31 protein-coding genes and 1 pseudogene are annotated in these 26,983 nt (G+C 63.0%); 21 read left to right on the top strand and 11 right to left on the bottom strand.

From position 1 onward, the window contains the following. The 5 genes and pseudogenes from APH42_RS29010 to APH42_RS30390 form a co-directional block, all read right to left on the bottom strand. On the bottom strand, positions 1-216 hold a 216-nt coding region (locus tag APH42_RS29010), incomplete at its 3' end, for a thiamine pyrophosphate-binding protein (protein ID WP_256217774.1). A 99-nt stretch (positions 217-315) separates the two neighbouring features. Further along, complete coding sequence (locus tag APH42_RS03775; protein ID WP_012271777.1) at positions 316-708, bottom strand: Rid family detoxifying hydrolase; 393 nt, start codon at positions 706-708, stop codon at positions 316-318. Positions 709-724: 16 nt separating this feature from the next. Then, a complete protein-coding gene (locus tag APH42_RS03780; RefSeq protein WP_060492764.1) occupies positions 725-1,279 on the bottom strand; it encodes a pyridoxamine 5'-phosphate oxidase family protein in 555 nt (184 codons plus the stop codon). A 53-nt stretch (positions 1,280-1,332) separates the two neighbouring features. Then, positions 1,333-2,037, bottom strand: coding sequence for an SDR family oxidoreductase (locus tag APH42_RS03785; protein ID WP_012271775.1), 705 nt, complete (start codon positions 2,035-2,037; stop codon positions 1,333-1,335). Positions 2,038-2,279: 242 nt separating this feature from the next. Further along, positions 2,280-2,495 (bottom strand): annotated as a pseudogene (locus APH42_RS30390) (transcriptional regulator CynR); the annotation flags it as partial. Positions 2,496-3,019: 524 nt separating this feature from the next. Between APH42_RS30390 and pbpG the strand changes: the two are divergent. Further along, positions 3,020-3,946 (top strand): D-alanyl-D-alanine endopeptidase, encoded by a 927-nt coding sequence (pbpG, locus tag APH42_RS03800; protein ID WP_060492766.1) that lies wholly within the window; start codon positions 3,020-3,022, stop codon positions 3,944-3,946. Between the two features lie 54 nt (positions 3,947-4,000). On the opposite strand, the gene APH42_RS03805 is transcribed toward pbpG, so the two are convergent. Then, positions 4,001-4,447 (bottom strand): hypothetical protein, encoded by a 447-nt coding sequence (locus tag APH42_RS03805; RefSeq protein ID WP_012271772.1) that lies wholly within the window; start codon positions 4,445-4,447, stop codon positions 4,001-4,003. Between the two features lie 174 nt (positions 4,448-4,621). Between APH42_RS03805 and APH42_RS03810 the strand changes: the two genes are divergently transcribed. From APH42_RS03810 to APH42_RS03850, 9 genes are all read left to right on the top strand, one after another. Beyond that, positions 4,622-5,956, top strand: coding sequence for a lysine N(6)-hydroxylase/L-ornithine N(5)-oxygenase family protein (locus APH42_RS03810; protein WP_012271771.1), 1,335 nt, complete (start codon positions 4,622-4,624; stop codon positions 5,954-5,956). Positions 5,957-6,132: 176 nt separating this feature from the next. Beyond that, entirely contained in the window at positions 6,133-7,326 is a 1,194-nt protein-coding gene (locus tag APH42_RS03815) for a PepSY domain-containing protein (protein ID WP_012271770.1), read from the top strand. After that, on the top strand, positions 7,323-7,862 hold the full coding sequence (locus tag APH42_RS03820) for a hypothetical protein (RefSeq protein ID WP_012271769.1): 540 nt from the start codon (positions 7,323-7,325) through the stop codon (positions 7,860-7,862). Before APH42_RS03815 ends, APH42_RS03820 begins: the two co-directional genes overlap by 4 nt. Next, positions 7,859-8,179: a hypothetical protein gene (locus APH42_RS03825; RefSeq protein ID WP_060492767.1), complete on the top strand. Its 321-nt coding sequence runs from the start codon at positions 7,859-7,861 to the stop codon at positions 8,177-8,179. Before APH42_RS03820 ends, APH42_RS03825 begins: the two co-directional genes overlap by 4 nt. Then, positions 8,176-8,745 carry a DUF6162 family protein gene (locus APH42_RS03830; RefSeq protein WP_012271767.1) on the top strand — a complete coding sequence of 190 codons (570 nt, stop codon included), beginning with the start codon at positions 8,176-8,178 and terminating at the stop codon, positions 8,743-8,745. The genes APH42_RS03825 and APH42_RS03830 overlap by 4 nt, the downstream gene beginning before the upstream one ends. Positions 8,746-8,761: 16 nt before the next feature. After that, positions 8,762-9,664 carry a metal ABC transporter substrate-binding protein gene (locus tag APH42_RS03835; RefSeq protein ID WP_012271766.1) on the top strand — a complete coding sequence of 301 codons (903 nt, stop codon included), beginning with the start codon at positions 8,762-8,764 and terminating at the stop codon, positions 9,662-9,664. Then, a complete protein-coding gene (locus tag APH42_RS03840) occupies positions 9,661-10,407 on the top strand; it encodes a metal ABC transporter ATP-binding protein (protein WP_060492768.1) in 747 nt (248 codons plus the stop codon). The genes APH42_RS03835 and APH42_RS03840 overlap by 4 nt, the downstream gene beginning before the upstream one ends. Next, on the top strand, positions 10,407-11,306 hold the full coding sequence (locus tag APH42_RS03845) for a metal ABC transporter permease (RefSeq protein ID WP_060492769.1): 900 nt from the start codon (positions 10,407-10,409) through the stop codon (positions 11,304-11,306). The genes APH42_RS03840 and APH42_RS03845 overlap by 1 nt, the downstream gene beginning before the upstream one ends. Beyond that, a complete protein-coding gene (locus APH42_RS03850) occupies positions 11,303-12,166 on the top strand; it encodes a metal ABC transporter solute-binding protein, Zn/Mn family (protein ID WP_060492770.1) in 864 nt (287 codons plus the stop codon). The genes APH42_RS03845 and APH42_RS03850 overlap by 4 nt, the downstream gene beginning before the upstream one ends. A gap of 29 nt (positions 12,167-12,195) precedes the next feature. Here APH42_RS03850 and APH42_RS03855 read toward each other — a convergent pair whose 3' ends face one another. The 5 genes from APH42_RS03855 to APH42_RS03875 all read right to left on the bottom strand — a co-directional run bounded on the left by APH42_RS03855 (position 12,196) and on the right by APH42_RS03875 (position 15,356). Beyond that, positions 12,196-13,278 carry a DUF1615 domain-containing protein gene (locus APH42_RS03855; RefSeq protein ID WP_374701036.1) on the bottom strand — a complete coding sequence of 361 codons (1,083 nt, stop codon included), beginning with the start codon at positions 13,276-13,278 and terminating at the stop codon, positions 12,196-12,198. Beyond that, on the bottom strand, positions 13,275-13,826 hold the full coding sequence (locus tag APH42_RS03860; protein ID WP_012271761.1) for a hydrolase: 552 nt from the start codon (positions 13,824-13,826) through the stop codon (positions 13,275-13,277). Before APH42_RS03860 ends, APH42_RS03855 begins: the two co-directional genes overlap by 4 nt. 57 nt (positions 13,827-13,883) lie before the next feature. Further along, positions 13,884-14,603 carry a thioesterase II family protein gene (locus APH42_RS03865; RefSeq protein WP_060492772.1) on the bottom strand — a complete coding sequence of 240 codons (720 nt, stop codon included), beginning with the start codon at positions 14,601-14,603 and terminating at the stop codon, positions 13,884-13,886. Then, positions 14,600-14,821, bottom strand: coding sequence for an MbtH family protein (locus APH42_RS03870; protein ID WP_012313972.1), 222 nt, complete (start codon positions 14,819-14,821; stop codon positions 14,600-14,602). The genes APH42_RS03865 and APH42_RS03870 overlap by 4 nt, the downstream gene beginning before the upstream one ends. A gap of 133 nt (positions 14,822-14,954) precedes the next feature. Then, the gene (locus tag APH42_RS03875; protein ID WP_012271759.1) at positions 14,955-15,356 is read right to left on the bottom strand and encodes a hypothetical protein; all 402 of its coding nucleotides are present in this window, start codon (positions 15,354-15,356) and stop codon (positions 14,955-14,957) included. 210 nt (positions 15,357-15,566) lie between these two features. Here APH42_RS03875 and purU point away from each other — a divergent pair, with 210 nt between their 5' ends. From purU to APH42_RS03930, 11 genes are all read left to right on the top strand, one after another. Further along, positions 15,567-16,433, top strand: coding sequence for a formyltetrahydrofolate deformylase (purU, locus tag APH42_RS03880; protein ID WP_012271758.1), 867 nt, complete (start codon positions 15,567-15,569; stop codon positions 16,431-16,433). After that, positions 16,430-17,341: a bifunctional methylenetetrahydrofolate dehydrogenase/methenyltetrahydrofolate cyclohydrolase FolD gene (gene folD / locus APH42_RS03885; protein WP_060492773.1), complete on the top strand. Its 912-nt coding sequence runs from the start codon at positions 16,430-16,432 to the stop codon at positions 17,339-17,341. The genes purU and folD overlap by 4 nt, the downstream gene beginning before the upstream one ends. Then, a complete protein-coding gene (locus APH42_RS03890) occupies positions 17,323-18,564 on the top strand; it encodes an FAD-dependent oxidoreductase (RefSeq protein ID WP_012271756.1) in 1,242 nt (413 codons plus the stop codon). Before folD ends, APH42_RS03890 begins: the two co-directional genes overlap by 19 nt. A gap of 12 nt (positions 18,565-18,576) precedes the next feature. Further along, positions 18,577-18,882: a sarcosine oxidase subunit delta gene (locus tag APH42_RS03895; protein ID WP_012271755.1), complete on the top strand. Its 306-nt coding sequence runs from the start codon at positions 18,577-18,579 to the stop codon at positions 18,880-18,882. Further along, positions 18,879-21,782: a 2Fe-2S iron-sulfur cluster-binding protein gene (locus tag APH42_RS03900; RefSeq protein ID WP_060492774.1), complete on the top strand. Its 2,904-nt coding sequence runs from the start codon at positions 18,879-18,881 to the stop codon at positions 21,780-21,782. Before APH42_RS03895 ends, APH42_RS03900 begins: the two co-directional genes overlap by 4 nt. A 3-nt stretch (positions 21,783-21,785) precedes the next feature. Beyond that, positions 21,786-22,370, top strand: coding sequence for a sarcosine oxidase (locus APH42_RS03905; RefSeq protein ID WP_060492775.1), 585 nt, complete (start codon positions 21,786-21,788; stop codon positions 22,368-22,370). 144 nt (positions 22,371-22,514) lie between these two features. Beyond that, positions 22,515-22,937, top strand: a complete 423-nt coding sequence (locus APH42_RS03910) for a nuclear transport factor 2 family protein (RefSeq protein ID WP_060492776.1) — start codon at positions 22,515-22,517, stop codon at positions 22,935-22,937. Then, on the top strand, positions 22,934-23,686 hold the full coding sequence (locus APH42_RS03915; RefSeq protein ID WP_012271751.1) for an SDR family oxidoreductase: 753 nt from the start codon (positions 22,934-22,936) through the stop codon (positions 23,684-23,686). Before APH42_RS03910 ends, APH42_RS03915 begins: the two co-directional genes overlap by 4 nt. 3 nt (positions 23,687-23,689) lie before the next feature. Beyond that, positions 23,690-24,937: an NAD(P)/FAD-dependent oxidoreductase gene (locus APH42_RS03920; RefSeq protein WP_060492777.1), complete on the top strand. Its 1,248-nt coding sequence runs from the start codon at positions 23,690-23,692 to the stop codon at positions 24,935-24,937. Further along, positions 24,934-25,746, top strand: a complete 813-nt coding sequence (locus APH42_RS03925) for a DUF1365 domain-containing protein (protein ID WP_060492778.1) — start codon at positions 24,934-24,936, stop codon at positions 25,744-25,746. The genes APH42_RS03920 and APH42_RS03925 overlap by 4 nt, the downstream gene beginning before the upstream one ends. After that, on the top strand, positions 25,721-26,983 hold the full coding sequence (locus tag APH42_RS03930) for a cyclopropane-fatty-acyl-phospholipid synthase family protein (protein ID WP_060492779.1): 1,263 nt from the start codon (positions 25,721-25,723) through the stop codon (positions 26,981-26,983). Before APH42_RS03925 ends, APH42_RS03930 begins: the two co-directional genes overlap by 26 nt.

The raw sequence follows: 26,983 nt of genomic DNA on the forward strand, positions 1-26,983 counted from the left end.
AAGGGTCGACAGGCTGACGCCGGTCTTGCCGGTCAGGCGGCCGTAGGTGGCAGCCATGAAACCTGCAGACTGCTCGTGACGGGTCAGTACCAGCTTGATCTTCGACTTGCGCAGGGATTCGAGCAGGTCGAGGTTTTCCTCGCCGGGAATGCCGAACACGTACTCAACACCTTCACTTTCCAAACATTGCACAACGAGATCAGCTGCCTTGGCCATCTATTTGCCCTGCCACTATCGAGAGTGAGCCACGCGAGCAGATGACGAAACATCTGCCCGGTGCTGAATGAGTTTTATGATAAAGAGGAAACTTGCGGATTATGCTGTTTTTCGAGGAAGCACTAAGGTGGCGTCAATAGCAACCAAAGCATTCAACGCGAGCGCCGATACACCCACGGTAGCTCGTGCTGGGTAAGGCGCTTCAAAGTAACGGCCCATTATTTCGTTCACGACACCAAAGTGCGAGAGTTCCGTGAGGTAAATAGTGAGCTTTCCTACGTCAGAAAAACTACCGCCTGCGGCTTGTGCTACTGACTGGAGGTTCTCGAATACCTGAATGGTTTGGGCTTCAATGCCTTGAGCCAATTCCATCTTTTCAGGGTGAAGCGCGATTTGCCCTGTCAAGAACACCAACTCACCCATGTGGACTGCTTGCGAATACGGGCCAATAGCTTTCGGCGCCTGGTCACTGTGGATAGCGATTCTGCTCATTAAAATTGATCCTGCCTTAGGGAGCGATCCAACCCGCCTGCCAATGGTCGCCTTGCAAAATGAAGCGTGCCCGTTGGTGGATAATTTGGGTAAGATCGAGCCACTCTATTTGTCGTAGGTGGACAGCCAGTAAAGCGAAATTCTTGAAACCATCCATGTGCGTTTCGTAAGCTGTTGAAGGTGAAGAAATAGCCTCACCGGGTATGCGTCCATGGCGAAAGAGCGCTTGAGTTCGTCCTCGTGCCTGCTCCCAGTGCCTGGCAAGGAGCGACACATCCGACAACGGCTCACCTAGGCCTTCAACCCGAAGTTGACGCTTGCCAGACGGGTCGACGGAGGTAATGCCGACTCTAGGTTCGGCCAGTATCTCTGCAAGTTTCGCCGAGCGCTTGTCCACATAAAAGATGATCGACTTCGTACACGCATCCGCATGTCGCAAGACAACAGTGCTTACCTTAGGTTGCCCTTCAGTATTGACGGTGGCCAGTTGCATCAAGCGATATGGATTTGGAATACCGCCAACAGGTATGGATAAATCTGACCATACCTTAGCCAATATCAGATCAAGCATGACAATCGCCCAAAATGAAAAAGGGCCGCGTACTGCGTGCGGCCCGGAGGCATTCAGACGCTGCGGGTAACGCCGCCGTCGACCTTGATGTTCTGGCCGGTAATGTAGGCTGCCCCTTCGCTTGCGAGGAAGGCGATAGTGGCGGCAATTTCCTCACTGGTGCCATAGCGCTTGAGCGGCACACCTTCTCGACGCTGTTCGGTAGCTGGGAGGCTGTCGATCCAACCAGGCAGCACGTTATTAATGCGAATGTTGTCAGCGGCGTACTTGTCAGCATAGATTTTGCTGAACGACGCCAAACCGGCACGGAAAACTGCCGAGGTAGGGAAGAGTTCGCTTGGCTCGAACACCCATGCAGTGGAAATGTTGATGATTGCACCACCGTTCTGGCGCTGCATGTACGGGGTCACCAGCCTCACAGGACGAATTACGTTGAGCAGGTATGTCTCCATACCCTGGTGCCAGTCTTCGTCGCTGATCTCAAGGATCGGTGCCCGCGGACCATGGCCGGCGCTGTTGACCAACACATCGATACGGCCCCATTTATGAATGACTGCGTCGACGAGGCGCTGCAGATCTTCATTTGACTGGTTACTGCCGGTTACGCCAATGCCGCCTAATTCCTGCGCCAGGGCCTCGCCCTTGCCAGATGAAGAGAGAATACCGACCTTGAAGCCATCGGCAGCCAATCTACGTGCTGCCGCCGCTCCCATGCCGCTACCACCGGCAGTGACTATTGCTACTTTTTCTACTGACATACATCCTCCTGAGTGAGGCGTGGACGGGTTGTTGGTGAAATGAGACTAGCACCGCTCAGCACCGCTCAGAGAAACAGCAACCCTTCTTCATGCCAGTAGATAATCTATAGTCTTGTTTGTTCAAGCAGCCAGATTCGAACGATATCGAGGGCCGCCTGCGGGTGAGCGTTTCGTGGCCAGGCCAGATAATAGGCATTGTCCTAGCTCGTCGGCGGCTACCCGAAAATTCAAATGACGGGCTGCTACGCCATCTGAGTGGAGCAGCCTGGCGCCTCAAGGTGCTTGGCCACTTTTATCGCCAGTTCGACAAAGGCCCTCGCTGCAGCCGTTTGGTAAGCCCCTTTTCGTTGCATCAGAACAGCAGTGCGTTGCAAGCGCTGCTGGTCCGGCTCGATAGCGACCAACTGCTCGTGAGCCAGGGCGATGGTGGCCGGCAACAAGGTCGAGAGCGTGGTCCGGCCGTTTGGATCGAGGGCGGCGTGATAGCGACCGTAGCACTACAGCGCCGCTACTTAGATCCGCGCTGCCAGCGCATCAACGCTTGTCGTGCAACTCAGCCGGCCAAGCGCTGAAAAGCAGGTACATACCAGGGCCACCTACCCAAGCCCAGTTGCTGCTTGGCCACACTATCGTCGCAGCGATCCAGGCTACGATCAGCGCTATCCCGGTGCGCCGACGGCGCCTTGGCGTGAGCCACTCTTGCAAAGCCTTATGCCTCTCCCGCAACCTCATTACCACTCTCCCTGTTTGGTAAGCGGCGAGCATACCACCACGAAACAATTCCGCTGACGACTGGGCCGATTTGCGAATCTGGAAAAGTACGTGATTGGTTAAAAATTGGTACAGGATTAAATATCGTTCACTTTGCGCCCTTTAGTCATAAGGCATTCGACAGCAATTCAGCCATACTCCAGAATGCATCGGTTTTAGGGGGAAAACCCTTGCACAGCCAACGACATACCAACTTTTAGTGAGCCTCAACGTGAAAACATCCCTGTCCATCCTCAGCCTGCTGCTGTTGCTCACAGGTACCGCGACCCTTCCGTCGACTGCTGCTGCACAACCCCCGGTCCAGGCTCAACGAGACCCGTCCAAACTGCACCTGGCTTCAGGCAGCGCCCTGCTGATCGACCTGAACAGCAACCAGGAATTGTATTCGAGCCACGCCGACCGCGTGGTGCCGATCGCCTCGGTGACCAAGCTGATGACAGCGATGGTGGTGCTGGATGCCAAGCTGCCCATGGATGAAATGCTCACCATGACCATTGCCAACAACCCGGAAATGAAAGGCGTGTATTCGCGCGTGCGCCTGGGCAGCCAGCTCGACCGCCGCGAAACCTTGCTGATCACCCTGATGTCGTCGGAAAACCGTGCGGCCAACAGCCTGGCCAACGCCTACCCCGGCGGCTACCCGGCGTTCATCAAGGCCATGAATGCCAAGGCCCGCAGCCTGGGCATGGCACACACCCGCTATGTTGAGCCGACCGGCCTGTCGACGCAGAACGTGTCCACCGCGCGCGACCTGGCCAAGCTGCTGATGGCCTCGCGCAAGTACCCGATGCTGAGCGAGCTGTCGACCACCCGCGAAAAGACCGTGGCCTTCCGCAAGCCCAACTACACCCTGGGCTTCCGTAACACCGACCACCTGGTGAACAAGAGCAACTGGGACATCAAGCTGACCAAGACCGGCTTCACCAACGAGGCCGGGCATTGCCTGGTGCTGTTGACCCGCATGGACAATCGCCCGGTAGCCATGGTCATTCTCGATGCCTTCGGCAAGTACACCCACTTCGCCGATGCCAGCCGCATGCGTCAGTGGCTGGAAACCGGTGCCGCCAAGCCGGCGCCGGCAGTGGCCATGCAGTACAAGGCGGACCGGCAGACCAAGGGCCGCTTGGTGACCGAGTAACCACCACCTGGTACTACGCGCGCGCCTGTAAGGGCGCGCATCCTGGCGGGATATTCAAGCCGTGGCGCTGACCATCCCGCCCGCACTGCTGCCACCCTCTTGCTGCAACAGCTCCAGCAACTGCGCCGTGGCAGCCATGATCTGCCCATTGATGGTGGCAATGCTCGCCTGCTTGGCGCCCACCGCAGCCGCCTTGGCGGCCTCGTCCATCTTGCTGTTCTGCAGCGCAGCCAATTGCTTCTGCTCTTCAGCCAGTTGTTTCTGCAGATCCTTGATCAGCTGACGCAGCTCGGTCACGGCCTGCGACTCGCCACTGTCTTCAGTGTCAGTGGATTGCGCCTGGCTACCCGCTGAAACTTTCATGCTGTCACTGCTGATGCTCAGTGGCCCCAGTGCCTCACCGGCCTGTTTTGCCTGTTCGCGTTCAGTCGCTGCGTTGGCGCTCAGCGTCTGCGCTGAAACGCCGTTGATCATCAGGTTGCTTGCCGTTATTCCGCTCATGTCGATTCCTTGCCAAAAAGATCGGTCCTTGCCGTAACCACCCTATCGGCCGCCTCATGCAGTTCTTGAGCCCGCTTAAATTCCCCCCCGCCTGGCTCGTTCCAACTCATGTACTTGCGCAGGAGCCGGAGCCCCGGCGGGCGTCCATATTCGACCATTCAGGGAATCGCAGCCATGAGCCAGCCCTCACAGCAGGAAACCATCAAAGATCTGATCGGCGTGGGCTTCGGCCCTTCCAACCTGGCCTTGGCCATCGCCCTGGAAGAACTCGCCGAGTCCCAGGGCCATGCCCTCGACGCACTGTTCATCGACAAGCAGCAAGACTACCGCTGGCACGGCGAAACCCTGGCCACCCAGAGCGAGCTGCAGATCTCGTTCCTGAAAGACCTGGTGTCACTGCGCAACCCCACCAGCCCCTACAGCTTCGTCAACTACCTGCATCAGAAGCAGCGCCTGGCCGACTTCATCAACCTCGGCACCTTCTACCCCTGCCGCCTGGAGTACAACGACTACCTGCGCTGGGCCGCCGAGCATTTCGCTACCCAGGCGGTGTATGGCCAGGAAGTGTTGCGCATCGAACCGGAATTGAATGCCGGCCGGGTCGAGCACCTGCGCCTGGTTTCACGTGACGCGCAAGGCCGCGAATACAGCCGCCGCACCCGCTCGGTGGTGGTCGGCAGCGGCGGCACGCCGAAAATCCCGGAAAAGTTCGGCGCCTTCAAGGACGACCCACGGGTGTTCCACCACTCCCAGTACCTGAGCAGCCTGAACAAGCTGCCGTGCACCGACGGTAAACCCATGCGCATCGCCGTGATCGGCTCAGGCCAGAGCGCCGCTGAGGCGTTCATCGATCTCAATGACAGCTACCCGTCGGTCAAGGTCGACATGATCCTGCGCGGGTCGGCCCTCAAACCCGCCGACGACAGCCCGTTCGTCAACGAGATCTTCTCACCGGACTACACCGACCTGGTCTACAACGAACCGGCCGACCAGCGCAGCAAATTGCTGGGCGAATACCACAACACCAACTACTCGGTGGTCGACCTCAACCTGATCGAGCGCATCTACGGCATCCTCTACCGTCAGAAGGTCGCCCACCAGTACCGCCACAATGTACTGTGCCGACGTCAGGTGGAAGCAGTGGTAGCCACACGCGAAGGCCTGGAACTGACCTTGCGCGACCTTGCCACCGGCCAGCAGCAAACCCACCGCTACGATGCCGTGATCCTCGCCACCGGTTACGAGCGCCGCTCGCACCGTGACCTGCTGGCGCCACTGGCCGGTTATCTGGAGGACTTCAGCGTCGACCGCAACTACCGTGTACTGGCCAGCCCCGACCTGCAGGCCTCTGTTTACTTGCAGGGCTTCTGCGAAAACAGCCACGGCCTGAGTGACACGCTGCTTTCAGTGCTGCCGGCCCGCGCTGCGGAAATTGGCCGGGCGCTGTACCAGGACCTGGCGCAGCTGCACGGCAAGCCGCAAGCGGCGGTAGCCCTGACCCGCGCCTGAACCCTCTGCAACAAGCCTTCAAGGCCGGACTGACGCCGCGTGCGCCGTCCGGCCTTCGTCTTTTGAAACATTTGCTTTCATTTTAAAAGGCAGGTTTTCAATTCTCATTCGTCCTTATCAGTACAGCCCTCTTTGGTTGGGCACACGCTCGACCACCCATTGCAGAAGACCGTCTGATGGCCAAATCACCGAAAAAATCCAAATCCAGGCTGTGGTTCCTGGTCCACAGCTGGCTTGCCTTGCCGATCTGGTTCTTTGTCCTGATCGTCTGCTTCACCGGCATGCTTGCCGTGGTCAGCCAGGAAATCGTCTGGCTGGCCGACTCGGCCGTGCGCGCCAACAAGCCAGACGCGGACGTGCAACGCATGAGCTTCCAGCAGGTGCTGGAAGCCTTGCACAAGGCCGAGCCGGATATGGTCGTGGACCGGCTCAGTCAACCCGATGGCTCGCACTTCGCGGTAAAGGCCAATGTCACCCTGCCAGACGGCACCAGCCCGACGCTGTACGTAAACCCCTACACCGGCGCCATCCAGGGCAAGACCCCTGACTTCAACTTCGAAGCCTTCACCCGGGCCCTGCACGGCTGGTGGCTGGTGCCATTCACCAATGGTTTCAGCTGGGGCTGGTACCTGGTGTCGCTGCTCGGCCTGCCGATGCTGGCCTCGCTGGTCACTGGCCTGGTTGTGTACAAAAAGTTCTGGAAGGGCTTTTTCAAACCCGTGCGCACCGGCCATGGCTCGCGGATTTTTTGGGGTGACTTGCACCGCCTGGCCGGGGTGTGGTCGATCTGGTTCATTGCGGTGATTTCCATCACCGGCACCTGGTTCCTGATCCAGGCGATACTGTTCGACAACCACATCACCATTTCCAGCCGGCCCATCGTGCCGGTGATCGCCCGTGAGGACGTGCCGCAAACGCCAGATGGCAGCCCTGCCCCGCGCATCAACCTGGATGAAGCTGCGCGCATTGCCGGCCTGGCGATCCCGGGGCTGGAGATCAACTCCGTCTCGCTGCCCGCCACCGCCTACAGCCACGTCACCCTGTCTGGGCCAGGCTGGTACCCGTTGATGTTCCAGAGTGCGTCGGTGAACCCGTATACAAGCAATGTCGACAGCCAGTTCGAAATCAGCGACCGCTCGGCCCTGGAGTTCGTCACCGAATCCATGCGCCCGCTGCACACCGGCGATTTCGGCGGCCTGCCAATCAAGCTGATCTGGTTCTTCTTCGGCCTGGTCCTCACCTTGATGGTATTCAGCGGCCTGCTGATCTGGACCAAACGTACCGCCCAGGCCACCGCCGCCGCCCTCAAACGCAGCGAGCGAGCACCCCGTGCGGCGCGCAGTGAAACCACCGTGGAGATCCATTCATGAGCCAGGCCCAAGCCCTGCCCGCCAGCCCGCTGAAGCAGCTTTGGCTGAAGTGGCGTTTTCACCTGAATATTCTGCTGATCCTGATTCCGCTGGGTTTCATGCCCAAGTACTTCGCCGACGCCAAGCTGTTTCGCGGTGACGCCGGCCTGGGCGCCAATGTGATCAGCAACATCCAGGTCGGCCCCTACAGCCTCGACCTGGCCGAACTGCGTGACGAAGCGCCTCGCGCCGATGGCCCGGCCGGCTTCTTCAAGTCGTTCAACGCATCGCTGTGCAAGGCCTGCATCAAGGACGTCAAAGCGGCCTACCTGCGTATTGGCAAGCCTCGCAGCCTGCGCGCCGCCGGCACCATCTTCTTCGGTGCACCGTACAACATGGGCACCTCACTGCCGATTCCACCACGCACCAAACCCGACGCGCAGATCTGGATCACCCTGGAAGGCTGGGACGGCAGCATGCACCAGGCGTCAGTCCCCCTGGCCAAGGCATCGCCAGCCACCGTGGCCTGGCTCGAGAAACAAGGAGGCAAGAAATGAAAAACCTGATGCGCACCCTTTCCCTGCCCTTCATGGTACTGGCCGCCGGCCCCGCCCTGGCGCACAACCCGATGTGCGAATGCGAAGCGCTGGCCAGCGGCCAGGTCAAGTGCACCGGCGGCTTCTCGGACGGCAGCGGTGCCCCTGGGGTGACCCTGGATGTGATCGGCTATGACGAACAGGTGCTGGTCGGCGGCAAGCTTGGTGACGATTCGACGCTGACCTTCAAGCGCCCGGACGGTGAGTTCTATGTGCTATTCGACGCAGGCCCCGGGCACGTGGTGGAAGTCGACTACGCCGACATCGCCCAGCCATGAGCCGCGCCCAAGTGATTCGCCCGGCCGGCGCCGGGCACGAAACCCTGTACGTGCTGCTGGCCAGCCTGTTGATCGTGGTGCTCGCCGCCAGCGTGGTGCTGCTACGCGGTGAGCGCGAGGACGAACAGACCATCGCCAGCCACCAGATCGACGCCCGCCGCGACCTCACCGCCGCCGAGCAAGGCCTGTACACCGACTTGCGCGTGGCTTTCGACGAAATCCAGCTGCTGCGTGAAGAAAATGGCGTCGTACCCAGCGTGCAGGCCCTGGCCGAGGAAGGCCTGCCACCGTTCGTGGTCGATGCCGGCAGCCAGAGCCGCGGCGGCCATCAATGGTCGTGGCTGGAGCCCGGCGCCTACCTGGGCCGCAGCCAGGCCCCCGAGGTCGCCGGCAGCCTGCTGCTGATCCTGCCCGCCGACAGCACCGGCCAGGCCGATGTCTGGCTGCGCCGCGACAGCGCCGCCGTGATCCCGGACGACCTCGGCCAGGCCACCCTGATCGCCGCCGGTTGGCAGCAGGTCGTCAGCCATTACGACGCCGGGGTTACCCGCGAACACCGTCACTGAACCCAAGGACTCCCCCATGCTCCGCTCCGCCCTCGCCCTGCTCCTGGCCTTTGCCCTGCCGTCACTGGCCCTGGCCGATAACGGCAAGCCGCTGCGCATCGGCATCACCCTGCACCCCTACTACAGCTACGTGAGCAACATCGTCGGCGACAAAGCCGAAGTGGTGCCGTTGATTCCAGCAGGCTTCAACCCCCACGCCTACGAGCCACGGGCCGAGGACATCAAACGCATCGGTACGCTGGACGTGGTGGTGCTCAATGGCGTCGGCCACGACGACTTCGCCGACCGCATGATCGCCGCCAGTGAAAAGCCCGGCATCACGACCATCGAAGCCAACCAGAACGTACCGTTGCTGGCGGCCACCGGCATTGCCGCACGCGGCGCCGGCAAGGTGGTCAACCCGCACACCTTCCTGTCCATCAGCACCACCATCGCCCAGGTCAACAACATCGCCCGCGAACTGGGCAAGCTCGATCCAGACAACGCCAAGCTGTACACGCAAAACGCCCGCGCCTACGCCAAGCGCCTGCGCGCCCTGCGGGCCGAGGCCCTGGCCAAGGTCACCGAAGCCCCCAGCGCCACGTTCCGCGTAGCGACCATCCATGCGGCCTACGACTACCTCGTGCGTGATTTCGGCCTGGAAGTGACCGCAGTGGTCGAACCGGCCCATGGCATCGAGCCCAGTCCGGCGCAGCTGAAAAAGACCATCGACCAGCTCAAGGCACTGGACGTGCGGGTGATCTTCTCGGAAATGGACTTCCCGTCGGCCTATGTCGAAACCATTCAGCGTGAGTCCGGCGTGCGCCTGTATCCGTTGACCCATATCTCCTATGGCGAATACACCAAGGACAAATACGAGGTGGAAATGAAGCGCAACCTCGACACCGTGGTCCGTGCCATTCAGGAGAACCGCGCATGACCGTAGCCGCCAACCTGCTGGCAGCCTGCGGGCCACGCATCGAGTTCGCCGGTATCAACCTGACGCTAGGCCGCACCCGCATCCTCGAACAGGTCAGTTTCAGCGTTGCCGCTGGCAGCGTGCACGCCATCGTCGGCCCTAATGGCGGCGGCAAGAGCTCGCTGATCAAGACCCTGCTGGGGCAGATGCCGCATCAGGGGCAGCTGACCCTGCATTGGCCGAACGAGCGCGAAGTGATTGGCTATGTGCCGCAGGCACTGGAGTTCGACCGTGGCCTGCCAATGACCGTCGACGACTTCATGGCCGCCATGTGTCAGCGTCGCCCGGCCTTCCTCGGCCTGTCGCGGCGCGTGCAGCCGGCTATCGACGCGGCCCTGGCGCGGGTCGGCATGCTCGACAAACGCAAGCGGCGTATGGGGGCGTTGTCAGGCGGCGAGCGCCAGCGCGTGCTGCTGGCCCAGGGCCTGATCCCCGAGCCGCAGTTGCTGGTGCTGGACGAGCCCATGTCAGCGCTCGATGAAGCGGGTATCCAGGTGTTCGAACAATTGCTGCTTGGCTGGCGCCAGGTTGGCACAACCGTGCTGTGGATCGAGCATGACCTGGAAGCTGTGCTGCGCCTGGCCGACCGAGTGACGGGCCTGAACCGCCAGGTACTGTTCGACGCCCCACCCGCCCAGGCCCTGACCCCGGAGCGCCTGCTCGGCCTGTTCTCCGTTCACCCGCGTAGCGAGAGCCTTGCCTGATGAGTTTTGAATTCTTTCGCCATACGGTCCAGGACTGGGCCACTGCCGGCTACCTGCCCGAGGCGCTGGCCTACGGTTTCGTGGTCAACGCCCTGCTGGCCGGCCTGATGATAGGCCCGGTGCTGGGCGGCCTGGGCACCCTGGTGGTGGTCAAGCGCTTTGCCTTCTTCTCCGAAGCGGTCGGCCATGCCGCGCTGACCGGCGTGGCCATCGGTATCCTGCTGGGCGAGCCCTACACCGGCCCTTACGGAAGCCTGTTCGGCTACTGCCTGCTGTTCGGCATCCTGCTCAACTTCCTGCGCAACCGCACCGGGCTGTCGCCAGACACGTTGATTGGCGTGTTTCTCTCGGTGTCGCTGGCGCTGGGCGCCAGCCTGCTGTTGATGCTGGCAGGCAAGATCAACGTGCATATCCTCGAAAACGTGCTGTTCGGCTCGGTGCTGACCGTCAGCGGCCAGGACCTAGTGGTACTGGGCATCGTCGCAGTGCTGGTACTGGCCTTGGCCTTGCCACTCTACAACCGCATCATGCTGGCCAGTTTCAACCCACAACTGGCAGCGGTGCGTGGGGTGGCGGTGAAAACCCTGGACTATCTGTTCGTGGTGCTGGTGACCTTGGTAACCGTGGCCGCAGTGAAAGTGATCGGTGCCATCCTGGTCGGTGCGCTGTTGGTGATTCCTGCCGCCGCCGCTCGCCTGGTCAGCCAGTCGCTCAAGGGCTTTTTCTTCCTGTCGGTGCTGATTGCCACCATCAGCACCCTGTTCGGCATCCTGTTGCCGATCGTGTTCGACCTGCCGGTGCCGTCAGGTGCCGCGATCATTCTGGTCGCCGGTCTCTGTTTCGCCCTGGCCGCCCTGGCCCGCGCCCTCGTTCCCCGCCTGCAAGGAAACCCGGCATGAACTTCAAACGCCTGACCCTGGCACTGGCCCTGGCCGGCCTGCCATCGCTGTCGTTCGCCGCACAAGTACTGACCACCCTGCCTGTTACCCACAGCCTGGCCAGCGCCCTGCTTGACGGCACTGCAGTGCAGCTCACGCGTGCAGCCCCGGCCAACCTGCCGGCCAGCCGCCAACCGTCGTATTTCAGCGGCCGCGGTGGCGCCAGCCTGGACAAGGCCGCGCAGAAGGCCGACGCAGTAATTGGCGTACGCTCGATCTGGCGAGACGACCCGCTGTACCCAATGGCGCGGCGCAGCAACATCCGCATTGTCGAGATCGATGCGGCGCGCCCGGTGGATGGTGCGCTACCGGGTATTGCAGTGACCGGTGACGATGCCTATGGCGCTTACCCCTGGCTCAACCCGACTAATCTCGGGCGCATGGCCGACGTGGTGGCCAATGACCTGGAACGCCTGGTGCCGGACGACAAGGCAAAGATCCAGGGCAACCTGGCCGGGCTCAAACGCCAGTTGCTGGAGCTTTCAGCCAGTAGCCAGACACAGCTGGCCAAGGTCGACAACCTGACGGTGATAAGTCTGTCGGAGCGGTTGGGTTACCTGGCCAGCGGGCTTAACCTGGATGTGGTGGAGCAGCCGTTGCCGGCCGAGTGGGATGCTGCCGCGCTCAAGGCGCTGGGCGAGAACCTGAAGGCGCAGGATGTGGCGTTGGTGCTGGACCATCGCCAGCCGGACGCGGCAGTAGCCGAAGTGATCAAGGCGACGGGGGCGAAGCTGGTGGTGGTGGAGAGTGACCCTGACGATGCGTTTGCAGGGTTGAAGGCCACCGTCGACAAGGTGGTTGGGGCATTGAGCGAAAGCTGATCGCTCAGGCCGCTCCCATAATGGATAGTTCAATGCTTCATGCACCGCTGATAGCGCTCATCCACCCGCCCGGCAAACCACGCCGTGGTCAGCTTGCGGGTGATCTTAGGGCTCTTCAGTTCGATGCCAGGCAGCACCGCCCGCGGCACCGGTTTGCCGGCTTTGGCATCCGCCAGGGCAAATACCCCGCTGTATAGCTTGCTGTCCTCAAATGCCAGGCTGTCGCCCTCTTCCAGCTGGCTGCGAATCTGCGGGTTGCGCAAGCCCAACTTCACCCCGAGCTTGCGCGCCGCGAGCTCAGTGGTGCCTGGCATGATCGAACCCGGCGCGATCAAGTCACCGTCCAGCGCCAGCGGCGCACTCGTCACCCTGCTCAACGCCGCCTGGAACGCCGCATTGCGGCTGGCGTACCAGCCCGCGTTGAAATCGGCAAAGCGATAAAGCTGGCGCTCGTAGTTGGCCGGGTAGCCCAACAGGTGGGCAATACCGAAGTACATGCCGCCGCGCCGGGTGAACACTTCCTGGCGAATCGTACCGCCATGGCTGTAGGGGTAATCCGTTGCATGCTGTTCGGCAAAGTCGATGCTGACCTGCATCGGCCCGCCGGTGTGCACCGGGTTCAGCCCGCCCAACAAGTTTTTGCCCAACGGCACGCGGGCAATGACCTCGTCGTACAGTTCGCTCAACTGCTTCTCGCTGCGCACTGCCTGCAAACGCTGCTGGTAGCTCTGGCCGTTACCCGAAGGCGCCTTCAGCGCACCGTCGACCAACAGTTTGGGAATGTGCAGGCGTGCAGCGCGGCGGTCGATTTCCTCGCGGGCGATACGCCCCAGGTTGGGCACCTGCGGATCGGCCGTGAAGGTCGATTCCTGCTCGGTTACCGCCAGCACTGCGCACAGGTTGCTTTTGCTGGGGGCTATGCGCTGCGCTGCAAAGGCCACTTGAATGTCCTGGGCCCAGCCCTCGCGATCCTTGGCCTGGGCAGGCAGCAATCGCAGCAGCTGTGCGCGGACCTTGGCCGGGTCCGCTTCTGGCGCTTCTTCACGACGCCCGGCACAGCCTTGCAGCAGCGCCAGGGCCATCACCCCCACAGCCAGTGCCCGACCGTTCAGGGCTGTTCACCGACCAGGTAGGTTTTGCTGATGTGGCGGAACAGCGGATGGCTGGCGCTGCCCAGCAGTTCGAACAGCACCATCTCACGGGTCACCACTTGCGCCCCGGCGGCACGCATGCGCGCCAGGCCTGCCGCCTTGCTGGCCGAGGTTCGGCTGTCGCAGGCATCTTCGACCACGAACACCTGCTTGCCCAGCCCCAGCAGGCCGAGCACGGTCTGCAGCACGCAGACGTGAGTTTCCATGCCACAGACGATCACCTGCTCACGCGCCATCAGGCTGGCTGGCAGACACTGCGCGGCCACGCAGGAAAAGTGGCTTTTCTCCACCACCTCGGCGGCCGGTGCTGCGGCCAGCAATTGCGCCAGGGTATGGCCCAGGCCCTTGGGGTACTGCTCGGAAATCACCGTCGGCAGTTCCAGCTCGGCAGTCGCGGCCAGCAACCAGCGGGCCCGCGCCCGAGTGCCTTCGGGGTCGCTCATGGCGCCGATGAGTTTTTCCTGGATGTCGACGACCAGCAGCGTGGCCTTGAGTGGATCGATCAGCATTGTCTGCCCCTTGCCTGGGAAAAGCCCTAGCCTCCCCCAGGCAAGCGGTGACGTCAATCAGGCGGACAGCCGAAGCGGCTGCAACGACGCGGTCAGCGCGTCGAGCACGCGGTCTTCATGCTCATGGATGAAGAAGTGCCCACCTGGGAACATCTGCAGCGAGAACTTGCCGTGGGTTTCCTTGCACCAGGCCTGCAGTTGCTCGTCGCTGGCCCGGTCATCCACGCCACCCAGCACATGCAGTGGGCACTGCAACGCCGGCCGCTGGCGGTAGGCGTAGGTGCCGCACAACAGAAAGTCGGCACGCAAGGTCGGCAAGGTCAGGCTCATCAACTCGGCGTTCGCCAGCACTTCCTCGGGCGTACCCTGAAGCTCGCGCAACTCGCTGATAAGCTCGGCGTCACTCTTGGGCTCGCGCCAGCTCTTGCCGTCGTAGTCCTCACGCCGCGTGGGTGCCGCCGTGCCGCAAGCGAACAGCGCCAAGGGTGGCGGGCAGCCCAACGCTTGCAGTTCATGGGCCAGCTCGAAGGCCAGCAGCGCGCCCAGGCTGTGCCCAAGCAGCGCATAGGGGGCGCTGGCCGCCAGGCGCTGTTCGCGGGCCAGTTGCCGGGCCAGGGCTTGCATGTCGGTGCGCAGCGCCTCGGCCATGCGCGCGCCCCGCCCAGGCAGCTCTACCGGGCGCACTTGCAACCACGCTGGCAGCTTGCGCCGCCAGCGGCTGTAGACCATGGCGCTGGCGCCGGAGTACGGCAGGCACAGCAGGTTCAGCGTGGTCACTGGGCGGCGGCATCGGCCATTTTCTGGCGCAAGCTCAGCGGGCGCATATCGGTCCAGACCTCATCGATGTAGGCCAGGCAGTCCTTCTTCAAGCCGCTCTTGCCCACCGCACGCCAGCCGTTGGGGATGGCCTTGTAGTCGGGCCAGATCGAGTATTGCTCTTCGTGGTTGACCACTACCTGGAACTGGATATCGTCGCGGTCGAAAACGGAAGTCATTGCCTGTCTCCTTGAATGATGAGTACCGCTGCGGGCTTCGCGCAGGGGGGCTTTCAAGTAGACGTGGGAGGCTTCGGAAAAATTAAGGCGCTATGGTTTGTTTGCGCCGCCATGTGCATGACTCACTCCTCTCTCAACCGTCACGCAGCAGGTCGTAGGTATCGAGCAGGCGGTAGGCGACCTGCGGGTTGCGCTCCAGCCCACGCCGAATGGCCGCCGGGATCGACTGCCTGGTTTTGCGGCATAGCCCCGGCTGATCATCCAGTTCGATGACGATGCCGCGCATGGTGCGCACTTCGTTGAAGCCGGGGGCGATGTGTACGCGGATGCCGAGGTTGTCGTACAGACGCTGCTGCAGGCGCTGCAGGTCTTCGAGGTCCTTGAGGTTTTCCAGGCGTTCGAGCAGGCGCTTTTCTTCCTGGCGGGTCAGCAGGAGGATGCGTTGGGCGGCCTGCGGGTGTTCGACCAAGTGTTCCCGGCCGCAGTCGCAGGCGCCAGGGGGGCAAGGTTGGCGTAGAGGCGGTGGTGTGGTCATGGAGCAAGCATAGCCCGGCAAAGGCCTCTAAAAAAACTTTCCTGCCAGGATAAAAAATTTCACAAACATCTAGACCATAACCCCTCATATCGCCTATAAATCTCCAAAAGGAAATTTATATTCCTACCAAGAAACACCCTTCGCACCGTCGCGAATCTTCTTTTGCCCTTGTGCCCGACCTGCCCCACTCCATCACGAGGCCTATCCGACATGCATCCCGCTCCCGATCACTTCATCCTGCGCGTCAGTTGCCCGGCCGTGTCCGGCATCGTCGCTGCGGTGACCACTTACCTGGCCGAGCACGGTTGCTACATCAGCGAGATGGCGCAGTTCGACGACGAGGACAATGGGCGCTTCTTCATGCGCGCGGTGTTCCGCTTCAACACCGGTGTCAGCGGCGACACACCACAGCTGGAGGCTGGCTTTACCGACGTGGCCCAGCGCTTCGACATGCAATGGAGCCTGCACAGCAGCGCCCGGCCGATGCGTGTGCTGCTGATGGTGAGCAAGTTCGACCACTGCCTGTCCGACCTGTTGTACCGGCATGCCAAGGGCGAACTGGACATGCAGATCACCGCCGTGGTCTCCAATCACCTGGACCTGCGCCCCATGGCCGAGCGCCAGGGCATTCGCTTCGTTTACCTGCCGGTCACCAAGGACACCAAGGCCGAACAGGAAGCCGCACTGCTGCGTATCGTCGAGGACACCGGCACCGAACTGGTGGTGCTGGCGCGCTACATGCAAATCCTCTCCGATGACCTGTGCCGCCAGCTGTCGGGCCGGGCGATCAACATCCATCACTCGTTCCTGCCCGGTTTCAAAGGCGCCAAGCCCTACCACCAGGCCTATCAGCGCGGTGTAAAACTGATCGGCGCCACCGCCCACTACGTGACCCGCGACCTGGACGAAGGGCCGATCATCGAGCAGGAAGTGCAACGCGTGGACCACGCCTATGCCCCGGACGCTCTGGTGGCCATCGGCCGCGACACCGAGACCATCGCCCTGTCCCGCGCGGTGAAATACCACCTTGAACACCGGGTATTCCTTAACCACGACCGCACGGTGATCTTCAAATGAACGCACTTACCAGCCTCAAGCTGATCGACGGCAAGGCCACCGCCGCGCGTGTGCTGGCCGAGGTACGCGAGCAGGTGCAGGAACTGCGCCAGGGCGGCGTGCAACCGGGCCTGGTCGTGGTGCTGGTGGGTGCCGATGCCGCCAGCCAGGTGTACGTGCGCAATAAAGTGCTGCGCGCCGAAGAGGTGGGCATCCGCTCGCAGGAACATCGCCTGCCCGCCGACACCACCCAGGCCCACCTGCTGACCTTGATCGACCGCCTGAACCGCGACCCCGAGGTGAACGGCATCCTCGTGCAACTGCCGTTGCCCGCGCACATCGACGAGCATTGCGTATTGCAGGCCATCAACCCGCTCAAGGACGTGGACGGCTTCCACAGCGAGAACGTCGGTGGCCTGGCCCAGGGCCGCGATGTGCTGACCCCGTGCACCCCCAGCGGCTGCATGCGCCTGCTGCGCGACGCCTGTGGCGAGCTGCGTGGCAAACATGCGGTAGTGGTCGGCCGCTCGAACATCGTCGGCAAGCCCATGGCTGCCCTGCTGTTGCAGGCCGACTGCACGGTGACTGTGGTGCATTCACGCAGCCGCGACCTGCCCGCGTTGTGCCGCCAGGCCGACATCCTGGTTGCCGCAGTGGGCAAGCCACGGCTGATCGGTGCCGATTGCCTCAAACCCGGTGCGGTGGTGATCGACGTCGGCATCAACCGCATCGATGAAGACGGCCAAAACCACCTGGTCGGTGATGTCGATTTCGCCGCTGCCCTGCCCCAGGTCGCCGGCATTACCCCGGTCCCCGGCGGCGTCGGCCCGATGACCATCGCCTACTTGATGAAAAACACCCTGCTCGCCCTCGACCTGCAACAACAGGCCGTCCACCAGGAGCGCACCGCATGCCTTTCGCCCTGCTGAAATACGGCCTGAGCGCCGACTACCCGGTGGAGGTCGACCTGCCGCCACCGTGCGAACTCAAGCCACGCTATGACGTGGTGATCATCGGCGGCGGCGGCCACGGCCTGGCCATCGCCTACTACCTGGCCAAGTACCACGGTGTGACCAACGTCGCCGTGCTGGAAAAAGCCTACCTGGGGGGCGGCAACACCGCGCGCAACACCGCCGTGATCCGCTCCAACTACCTCACCAGCGAAGGTGTGCGCTTCTACGCAGAATCGGTGCGCATGTTCCAAAACCTGTCGAACGAGTTCGACTTCAACATCATGTATTCCGAGCGCGGCCAGCTTACCCTGGCGCACACCGACGCCACCGTGCGCGCCTTCCGCCAGCGCGCCGAAGTGAACAAGCACTTCGGCGGGCGTAGCGAAATGATCGATCGCCAACAGATCCGCGAGCTGGTGCCCAGCCTGAACCTGGACCCCGGCCACCTGCCGGTGCTGGCGGGCCTGTGGCACATCGACGGCGCCACCGCGCGCCACGACGCGGTGGCCTGGGGCTACGCCAAACAGGCAGCCAGGCGCGGCGTGCAAATCCACCAACTGACCGAAGTGCAGGACTTGCTGATCCGCAATGGCCGCATCGAGGCGGTGAAGACCAACCGCGGCACGGTGCAATGCGGCTGCGTGGTCCAGGCCGTGGCGGGTGCCAGTTCGCTGTTGATGGCAAAGGCCGGCATCCGCGCGCCGATCCACACCTACCCGCTGCAAGCCATGGTCACCCAGCCCTTCAAGCCGTTTCTCGACCCGCTGGTAAGTTCGTCGGCGCTGCACTGCTACGTGCAGCAGACCAGCCGAGGCGAAATCGTCTTTGGCGGCGGCTCCGACCCTTACCCGCTGTACAACACCCGCTCCACCCTCGACCTCAAGGAAAGCCTGCTGGCCCACGCCATCGAAATGTTCCCGTTCATGGCCAACGCCAAGCTGATGCGCCAGTGGGCCGGGATGACCGATATGACCCCGGACTACAGCCCGATCATGGGCCTGTCACCGGTGCAGAACTACTACCTGGATGCTGGCTGGGGCACCTGGGGGTTCAAGGCCACGCCGATCTGCGGCAAGGCCATGGCCGAGCTGGTCGCCAGCGGCGGCAAGGTGCCCGAGCTGATTGCCCCCTTCGCCCTCGAGCGCTTCAGCCGCTTCCAGCAAGTCAACGAAATGGGCGCCACTGCGGCCAGCCACTAGGAGCACATGACGATGAAAATCCTGACCTGCCCCTTGAACGGCCCGCGCAACATCAGCGAATTCACCTACGGCGGCGAGTGCAAGCACATGCCCGACCCGGCCAACTGCAGCGATACCGAGTGGGCCGACTATGTGTTCAATAGCGACAACCTGGCCGGGGTGGTGCTCGAGTGGTGGCTGCACAACGCTTCCAGCTACTGGTTTCTGGCCGAGCGCCACACGGTAAGCGACCAGGTGCTGCGCACCTTCGACCCGAAAGCACTGTTCGACCGCCGCGTCGACTTCACCCCCGCCGCCACCCCGGAGATCGCCGGATGAACAGCCACACTCGCCTCCCCGCGCCCATGGGCCTGCTGATCGACCGCGAACGCCCCTTGCGTTTCCAGTTCGACGGCCAGGCCTGTTCGGGCTTTGCCGGTGACAGCATTGCCAGCGCCCTGCTTGGCAGCGGCCGCTGGTTGCTGTCGCGTTCATTCAAATACCACCGCCCACGCGGCCCGCTGAGCATGGCCGGGCAAGATGCCAACACCCTGGTGCAACTGCCTGAGGAACCCAACGTGCTGGCCGACCTGGAAGCCGCCCGCGACGGGCAGGTGGTCGAAGGGCAGAACTTCAACGGCAGCCTGGAGCACGACCGCGACGCCTACCTGGGCAAGTGCTCGCGCTTCATGCCGGTGGGTTTCTATTACCGCTCGTTCTACAAGCCCAAAGGCATGTGGAAGGTGTGGGAGCCGCTGATTCGCAAAAAGGCCGGCCTGGGCGTGCTCGACCAAGGCTTCAAGCCACAGTACTACGACAAGGCCTACCTGTTTGTCGATGTCGCCGTCATCGGCGCAGGCCCTGCCGGCCTGCGCGCGGCGCTGGACGCAGCCAATGCCGGGGCCAAGGTGTTGCTGATCGAGCAACAGCCCGTGCTTGGCGGCTCGCTCACCTACGCCCGCTTTGACATCGCCGGCACGCGTGCCGCCAGCCTGCGTCAGGAGTTGCTGGCAGCCGTAGAGGGTCACCCGAACATCCAGGTGCTGCTGGACGCCACCTGCAACGGCTGGTTCACCGACCACTACCTGCCAGTGATCCAGCACAAGCGCCTGTACAAGGTACGTGCCGGCCGTTGCCTGGTGGCGGCTGGTTCGTTCGACCAGCCGGTGGTGTTCCGCAACAACGACCTGCCCGGTGTGATGCTGACCAGCGCCGCACAGCGGCTGATGAAGCTGTACGCGGTCAAACCGGGCCAGCGCGCAGTGATCCTGACCGGCCACGATGACGGCTACCTTGCCGCGCTCGACCTGCAGGAACAAGGCGTGGCTGTGGCTGCTGTGATCGACATGCGCGCCGCACCGGCCGATGCCACGCTGGCCGCCGAGCTGAAGCACCGCGCTATCCCTGTGCACCTGGGCAGCACCGTGTACGAAGCGCTGCACGAAGCGGGCATGCGCCATGTCAATGGCGTGGACATTCGCCCAATCACCGGCCAGGGCAAGGTTGGCCCGCATGGCCTGCGCCTGGCCTGTGACCTGCTGTGCATGTCGGCGGGCTACATGCCGGTGTACCAGTTGCTGTGCCAGGCCGGTGGCAAGCTGGCCTATGACGTCAACCGCGACGAGTTCGCCATCAGCCACCTGCCAGCCGGACTGGATATCGCAGGCTCGGTGAACGGCCGCCATGCGCTAGGCAACGTGCTGGCCGACGCCACCCGTGGGGCGGCCGAAGCCGTGGCCGCGCTGGGCCTGCAAGCGCCGGTGCAGCCGCTGTTCAACGCCGAGGCCAAGGTCAACTTCCCCTGGCCGATCTTCCCGCACCCCAAGGGCAAGGATTTCGTCGATTTCGACGAAGACCTGCAGGTGCGCGACATCGTCAACGCCACCCGCAGCGGCTACCGCGATGTGCAACTGGTCAAACGCTTCTCCACGGTCGGCATGGGCCCATCCCAGGGCCGCCACTCAGCACTGCCCACCGCGCGCCTGGTGGCCCATGCCACCGGCCGCAGCATCAGCGAGACCGGCGTGACCACTGCCCGCCCACCGTTCCAGGCAGAAAAGCTGGCACACATTGCCGGCCGCGCCTTCGACCCGTACCGGCAAACGCCAATGCACTGCCGCCACCTGCAAGCCGGGGCGAACATGATGCCCGCCGGCATCTGGCAGCGCCCGGCCTACTATGGCAAGCCGGAGGAACGCGATCGCTGCATGCAGGAAGAAGCCCGGCATGTACGTGAAAAAGTCGGCCTGATCGACGTCTCCACGCTCGGCGGCCTGGACGTGCGTGGCCCGGATGCGGCCGAACTGCTGGAACGCCTCTACACCTTCGGCTTCGCCAAACTGCCTGTTGGCCGCACCCGCTATGCGTTGATGACCAACGAGCACGGCGTGGTCATCGACGATGGTGTCTGCGCACGCTTGGGCGAGCAGCACTTCTACGTAACCGCCACCACCAGCGGCGTCGACCGCATCTACCAACAGATGCTGAAGTGGAACGCGCAGTGGCGCCTGGACGTGGACATCACCAACGTCACCGCTGCCCTGGCCGCCGTCAACCTGGCCGGGCCACTGTCACGCCAGGTGCTGGCCAAGGTGTGCGATGACGTAGACCTGGCCGCCGGAGCCTTCCCTTACCTGGGCGTACGCCAGGGCAAGGTGGCAGGCATTGCTGCACGTATCCTGCGAGTCGGCTTTGTCGGTGAGCTGGGCTATGAAGTGCACGTACCAGCGCGCCATGCCGAGCGGCTGTGGGATACCTTGATGCAGGCGGGTGCCGGGTTGGGCATTCGCCCCTTCGGCGTCGAGACCCAACGCCTGCTGCGCCTGGAAAAAGGCCACGTGATCATCGGCCAGGACACCGACGGCATGACGCACCCGGCGGAAATCGACATGCAGTGGGCCATCGGTCGCAAGAAGCCGTTCTTCGTTGGCAAGCGCTCGATCGAAATCCTCGAAGCACAGCCGCTCAAGCGCAAGCTGGTCGGTTTCACGCTGCCCAAAGGCAGCCCGCGACCACTGGAGGGGCACCTGGTGCTGGACGGCCGGGACATCAGCGGTAACGTCACCTCCTGCGAGTACTCGCAAATCCTGGGGCAGATCATCGGCCTGGCCTATGCCGGCGCCCACCAGGCCAGCCCCGGCATGCTCATCCCGATTCGCACCGACGGTGGCGTGATGGTCAATGCCAAGGTGGTAGCGCTGCCGTTCCACGACCCCGACAACCTGCGCCAGGAGCTCTGAGCCATGACCCGTTTGCAAGCCGAAGCGTTTATCCCTCGCAACCCGCGAGCCGAACTGCTGCACACCTGTGCGTTGACTGACTTGACTGCGTTGGCGCGGGTTGGATTTCGCGGCGCAGACAGCGCCGCCTACCTTCAGCAACGTAGATACCGTTTGCCCACGCAGCCGAACCAGGCCGTGCGTCAGCATGATGGAAGCTGGGTGGCGCGATTGTCGCAGGCCGAGTACCTGCTGCTGGGCAGCCTGGCCGACGATGGCGCACGGGTGGCGGGTGTAGAGGCCGAGTGGGTGCAGGGTGCCCAGCGCAATTACCTGCTGCCGCGCCAGGACAGCCATGCCTGGCTACAACTGTCGGGGGTGCATGGCAGCGCGGTGATGGCCAAGTTGTGCGGGGTGGATCTGCGTGCCGGGGCGTTTCCGGTTGGGACGGTGGCGCAGACCTCGGTGGCGCGGATCAATATGATTGTGCTGAATGTAGGCAGTGATGAGCGGCCGGCGTTGCAGCTGCTGTTTGATCGGGCTTCGCTGGCGTATGTGTGCGAGGCGGTGCTGGATGCCATGGGTGAGTTTGGTGGGGGGATGGTCTAGCGGGGGGTGTTCGCCGCATGATTTTTGGCGCCTGGGAGATCGAGCGTCGCGCGAAAACTGTACAAAAATTTTCTTCTGTATAGATTTATCCAGAGACCTGCACTATACCTTGTACAACAAATTAATTTTGTACAGGTATTGTGCATGTCCACCTACCTGCGATCCTTCGCCGAACGCTTTGCCACGCTGGATACGCACAACCTCGACCTGTTGGGTGACCTGTACAGCGAGGACGTCGCCTTCCGCGACCCCTTGCACCAGTTCACCGGCCTTCCCGCGCTGCGGGCTTATTTCGCCCAGCTGTACGCCAAGGTTTCCGACTGCCACTACCGCTTCGAGGGCACCGACGAACTACAGCCGGGCCATGGCTACATCCGCTGGACGTTGCACTATCGCCACCCGCAACTGGCCAGCGGGCAACTGATCAGCCTGCAAGGCTGCAGCCACCTGCGCTGGCATGAGCGGGTGTATTTTCACCAGGACTACTTCGACGCCGGTGCCCTGCTGTACGAACATCTGCCGATCATGGGCAGCGCGATTCGCTGGCTCAAAGGCAGGCTGGCATGAGCCGTTGCTGGCTGACCGGTGCCAGCAGTGGCATGGGTGCCGCGCTGGCGTTGCACCTGCTGGAACAAGGCCACCAGGTAGCGTTGGGCGCACGCCGGGCAGACAAGCTGACAGCACTGGCCGAACGGTTTCCGGACCAGGTACTGCTGGCAGTCGGCGATATCGATCAACCTGGGCAAGTGGCGCGAATCGCCGAGCAGATCGAGCACGCCTGGGGCGCACTGGACCAAGTGATTCTCAATGCGGGCACTTGCGAGTACCTGGAGCCTGGGCACTTCGACCCTGCCCTGATCGACCGAGTGATACGCACCAACCTGACCGGCACCAGCTTATGCCTTGCCGCCGCCCTGCCCTTGCTGCGCCACGGCCAGCGGCCACACCTGGTGGTCATGGGCAGCTCGGTGAGCTGGCTGGCATTGCCGCGTGCGGGTGCCTATGGTGCCTCCAAAGCGGCATTGCGGTACCTGGTCGAGTCCCTGCGCATCGACCTGGTCGGCGAAGGCATCGATGTCACCTTGGTCTGCCCCGGCTTCGTCGACACGCCACTGACCCGCCGCAACGACTTCCCCATGCCCCAGCTGTGGAGCGCCGAGCGCGCCGCCGCCCATATCATCGCGCGCCTGCCACACCGCCCGCTGGAAATAGCCTTCCCCGCCACCTTCACCCTGGTGCTGCGCCTGCTAGGCGCACTGCCGGCGCGCTGGCGCCTGAAGCTGGGCCGCCGCCTGGCGCGCCAACCACAGGGCTGACCCATGCGTATCGCCATCATCGGTAGCGGTATCGCCGGCCTCTCCTGTGCCCACCTGCTGTCACGTCGTAACGAGGTCACGGTGTTCGAGGCCGCGAACCGGGTCGGCGGGCATACCCATACCGTCGATGTGCAGTGGCAGGGCCAAGGCTACTCGATAGACACCGGTTTCATCGTCTTCAACGACTGGACCTACCCGCACTTCATCCGCCTGCTCAAGCATCTGGGTGTCGCCTCGCGCCCCACCGAGATGAGCTTTTCGGTGCATGACCCGCGCACGGGGTTCGAGTACAACGGCCACGACCTGGTCACGCTGTTTGCCCAGCGGCGCAACCTGCTGTCCCCGCCATTCTGGGGAATGCTGCGCGATGTGCTGCGCTTCAACCGCGAGGCCACCGCCGACCTGAACCAGCAACGGATCGAGAGCGCCACCACGCTGGGCAGTTATCTGCATGCCCAAGGCTATGGGCGGCGCTTCATCGACCATTACATCGTACCGATGGGCTCAGCGATCTGGTCGATGTCGCCGGCCGATATGCTGGGCTTCCCGTTGCAGTTTTTCGTGCGGTTCTGTAACAACCACGGCTTGCTGTCGGTCAATCATCGCCCGCAATGGCAGGTTGTCGACGCAGGCTCACGCGCGTACCTCAGGCCTCTGTGCCAGCCCTTTGCCGAACGCATCCGGCTGAGCTGCCCGGTGCATCAGGTAAAACGTGACGACCTCGGCGTGACGGTTACCTGGGCCAGCGGCAATGAGCGATTCGACAAGGTGGTATTTGCCTGTCACAGCGACCAGGCACTGGCCCTGCTGGCACCGCCAAGCGAACATGAGCGCGCCATCCTGGGTGCCATCCACTACGCCAGCAACGACGTGGTGCTGCACACCGACACGCGCCTGCTGCCACAACGGCGCAGGGCCTGGGCCAGCTGGAACTACCGCCTGGGCGGCAACGCGCAGGCGCCTGCCGCACTCACCTACAACATGAACATCCTTCAGGGCATCAAGGCGCCGGCAACGTTCTGCGTAAGCCTCAACCAGACCGCGCAGGTGGACCCTGCACAGATACTTGCCCGCTTCGAGTATGCCCACCCGCAGTACAGCCTTGACGCCCTGACGGCACAGGCTCGGCAGGGCGAACTGCAGGGGCGTTTGCACAGTTATTACTGCGGCGCCTACTGGGGCAATGGTTTTCACGAAGACGGGGTGCTAAGCGCGCTGAACGTCGCCCAGCACTTTGGAGAACAGTTGTGAACAGCAACCTGTGCCAGGGCTGGCTGAGCCACCGGCGGCTGAGCCCACGCTACCATGCGTTTCGTTACCGGGTTGGCATGTTTTACCTGGATCTCAACGAACAACCCCAGCTCCTGCGCCTGTCCCGCTGGCTTGGGAGCTCCCGGCTGGCCCCCCTGTGCTGGCGTGAAACCGACTATCTGCCGGCGCTGACCCGCCAGGGCAGACCACTGGCCGAGGCCGCACGGCTGATGGTCGGTCAGGCTATCGGCCAAGCACCCGAAGGCGCCGTGCACCTGCTGACCCAACCGCGCTGCTGGGGGCTGTCGTTCAACCCAGTGAGTGTCTATTTCTGCCATGACCGGCAAGGCCAGCTCGCGGCTATTTTGCTGGAAGTGCGCAACACCCCCTGGCGTGAACGTTTCCACTATGTACTGCCCGTGAACGATGGCCTGAGCCAGACATTTACCCTGGCCAAAGCCTTCCATGTCTCGCCGTTCATGCCACTGGACATGGACTACCACCTGCAGTTCGCCCTCGATGCACAGCGGGTGCGCATCCACATGCAGAACTGGCGCGCCGGGCACAAGGTGTTCGAAGCCGACCTGGCGCTGCAACGTCAGCCGCTGGACCGCGCGGCCTTGCAGCGGCACATCCTGAGCTTTCCGTGGATGAGCCTGCGCACCCTCTCCGGCATTTACTGGCAGGCCCTGCGCCTGCTGCTGAAACGTACCCCTCTACATGACCATATCGCCAGCCAGCACGACCTGGCATTCGGCCAACCTGCCCGCGAGGAGCCCGACCATGCCCGAACCGACCCTGAGCGTTAGCAAATCGGCAAGCATTGCCCCGCTGCTCGGCGGCCTGGCCAGGCGCGCAGTGCTCGCGCAGTTGCGCCAACTGCGCCACGGCAACCTGCGCCTGATCTGCCAAGGCCAGCAATGGACGTTCGGCAACGTTGCCAGCCCGCTTTACGCGGAAGTGGAAGTGATTGATGACGCCGCCTGGGGCCTGGTCGCCGGCAATGGTTCGATTGGTGCCGGAGAAGGCTATATTCACGGCTACTGGCGCAGCTCGGACCTGGCCGCTGTCACCCGGTTGTTCGTTGCCAACCTGGATGTTCTCGATGCCATGGAGGGCGGCCTGGCACGCCTGGCGCGCCCGGCCCTGCGCCTGCTGCACCGCCTCAACCGCAACAGCCGGCGCGGCGCGCGGCGCAATATCCTGGCGCATTACGACCTGGGCAATGACCTGTTCGAGCGCCTGCTGGACCCCACCATGATGTACTCCGCTGCGCAGTTCGACAGCCCCGGGCAAACCCTGGAGCAGGCCCAGACCAGCAAGCTGCGACGCATCTGCCAGAAACTTGAACTCAAGCCCGACGATCATCTGCTGGAGATCGGCAGCGGCTGGGGCAGCCTGGCCATCCACGCCGCACTGCAGCATGGCTGCCGGGTCACCACCGCCACGCTCTCGGCGGCGCAGTACGCCCATACCCTGCAGCGGGTCAAGGCCCTGGGCCTGGAGCAGCGCATCACCGTACTGCTCGAAGACTATCGCGACCTGCGCGGGCGCTTCGACAAGCTGGTATCGATCGAAATGATCGAAGCTGTCGGCCACCGCTACTTGCCGACCTACTTTCGCCAGTGCGCGTCGCTGCTCAAGGATGATGGCCTGATGCTGGTGCAAGCCATCACCATCCGCGACCAGCGCTACGCCCAGGCCAGGCGCTCGGTGGATTTTATCCAGCGCTATATTTTCCCCGGCGGCGCCTTGCCTTCGCTGAGCGTGCTGCTGGACACCGCCAGCCGCCAGACCGCGCTGAACCTGGTACACCTGGAGGATTTCGGCCAGGACTACGCGCGCACGCTGCGCCATTGGCGCGACAACCTGCGCCTGGCGCGCTCGGAACTAACGATGCTGGGGTATGACGATACCTTTCAGCGCTTGTGGGAGTTCTACCTGTGCTATTGCCAGGGCGGTTTCGAAGAACGCACCATCGGCGTGGCGCAACTGCTCTGGGCCGGGCCACAGGCGCGCAAGGCACCACTGCTGGCCCTGTGCTGA

Origin of the sequence: Pseudomonas sp. NBRC 111140 (assembly GCF_001320885.1) — a bacterium.
Taxonomy (GTDB): domain Bacteria; phylum Pseudomonadota; class Gammaproteobacteria; order Pseudomonadales; family Pseudomonadaceae; genus Aquipseudomonas; species Aquipseudomonas putida_P.

Coding starts and splice junctions, on each gene's coding strand:
- APH42_RS03915 (WP_012271751.1), top strand. CDS start 22,934: ATGAGCCGTTGCTGGCTGACCGGTGCCAGCAGTGGCATGGGTGCCGCG.
- APH42_RS03850 (WP_060492770.1), top strand. CDS start 11,303: ATGAACTTCAAACGCCTGACCCTGGCACTGGCCCTGGCCGGCCTGCCA.
- APH42_RS03780 (WP_060492764.1), bottom strand. CDS start 1,279: ATGCTTGATCTGATATTGGCTAAGGTATGGTCAGATTTATCCATACCT.
- APH42_RS03830 (WP_012271767.1), top strand. CDS start 8,176: ATGAGCCGCGCCCAAGTGATTCGCCCGGCCGGCGCCGGGCACGAAACC.
- APH42_RS03920 (WP_060492777.1), top strand. CDS start 23,690: ATGCGTATCGCCATCATCGGTAGCGGTATCGCCGGCCTCTCCTGTGCC.
- APH42_RS03875 (WP_012271759.1), bottom strand. CDS start 15,356: ATGACCACACCACCGCCTCTACGCCAACCTTGCCCCCCTGGCGCCTGC.
- APH42_RS03775 (WP_012271777.1), bottom strand. CDS start 708: ATGAGCAGAATCGCTATCCACAGTGACCAGGCGCCGAAAGCTATTGGC.
- APH42_RS03860 (WP_012271761.1), bottom strand. CDS start 13,826: ATGCTGATCGATCCACTCAAGGCCACGCTGCTGGTCGTCGACATCCAG.
- APH42_RS03910 (WP_060492776.1), top strand. CDS start 22,515: ATGTCCACCTACCTGCGATCCTTCGCCGAACGCTTTGCCACGCTGGAT.
- APH42_RS03835 (WP_012271766.1), top strand. CDS start 8,762: ATGCTCCGCTCCGCCCTCGCCCTGCTCCTGGCCTTTGCCCTGCCGTCA.
- APH42_RS03895 (WP_012271755.1), top strand. CDS start 18,577: ATGAAAATCCTGACCTGCCCCTTGAACGGCCCGCGCAACATCAGCGAA.
- APH42_RS03815 (WP_012271770.1), top strand. CDS start 6,133: ATGGCCAAATCACCGAAAAAATCCAAATCCAGGCTGTGGTTCCTGGTC.
- APH42_RS03785 (WP_012271775.1), bottom strand. CDS start 2,037: ATGTCAGTAGAAAAAGTAGCAATAGTCACTGCCGGTGGTAGCGGCATG.
- APH42_RS03890 (WP_012271756.1), top strand. CDS start 17,323: ATGCCTTTCGCCCTGCTGAAATACGGCCTGAGCGCCGACTACCCGGTG.
- APH42_RS03820 (WP_012271769.1), top strand. CDS start 7,323: ATGAGCCAGGCCCAAGCCCTGCCCGCCAGCCCGCTGAAGCAGCTTTGG.
- APH42_RS03825 (WP_060492767.1), top strand. CDS start 7,859: ATGAAAAACCTGATGCGCACCCTTTCCCTGCCCTTCATGGTACTGGCC.
- purU (WP_012271758.1), top strand. CDS start 15,567: ATGCATCCCGCTCCCGATCACTTCATCCTGCGCGTCAGTTGCCCGGCC.
- APH42_RS03840 (WP_060492768.1), top strand. CDS start 9,661: ATGACCGTAGCCGCCAACCTGCTGGCAGCCTGCGGGCCACGCATCGAG.
- APH42_RS03805 (WP_012271772.1), bottom strand. CDS start 4,447: ATGAGCGGAATAACGGCAAGCAACCTGATGATCAACGGCGTTTCAGCG.
- APH42_RS03870 (WP_012313972.1), bottom strand. CDS start 14,821: ATGACTTCCGTTTTCGACCGCGACGATATCCAGTTCCAGGTAGTGGTC.
- APH42_RS03845 (WP_060492769.1), top strand. CDS start 10,407: ATGAGTTTTGAATTCTTTCGCCATACGGTCCAGGACTGGGCCACTGCC.
- APH42_RS03905 (WP_060492775.1), top strand. CDS start 21,786: ATGACCCGTTTGCAAGCCGAAGCGTTTATCCCTCGCAACCCGCGAGCC.
- APH42_RS03900 (WP_060492774.1), top strand. CDS start 18,879: ATGAACAGCCACACTCGCCTCCCCGCGCCCATGGGCCTGCTGATCGAC.
- folD (WP_060492773.1), top strand. CDS start 16,430: ATGAACGCACTTACCAGCCTCAAGCTGATCGACGGCAAGGCCACCGCC.
- APH42_RS03930 (WP_060492779.1), top strand. CDS start 25,721: ATGCCCGAACCGACCCTGAGCGTTAGCAAATCGGCAAGCATTGCCCCG.
- APH42_RS03810 (WP_012271771.1), top strand. CDS start 4,622: ATGAGCCAGCCCTCACAGCAGGAAACCATCAAAGATCTGATCGGCGTG.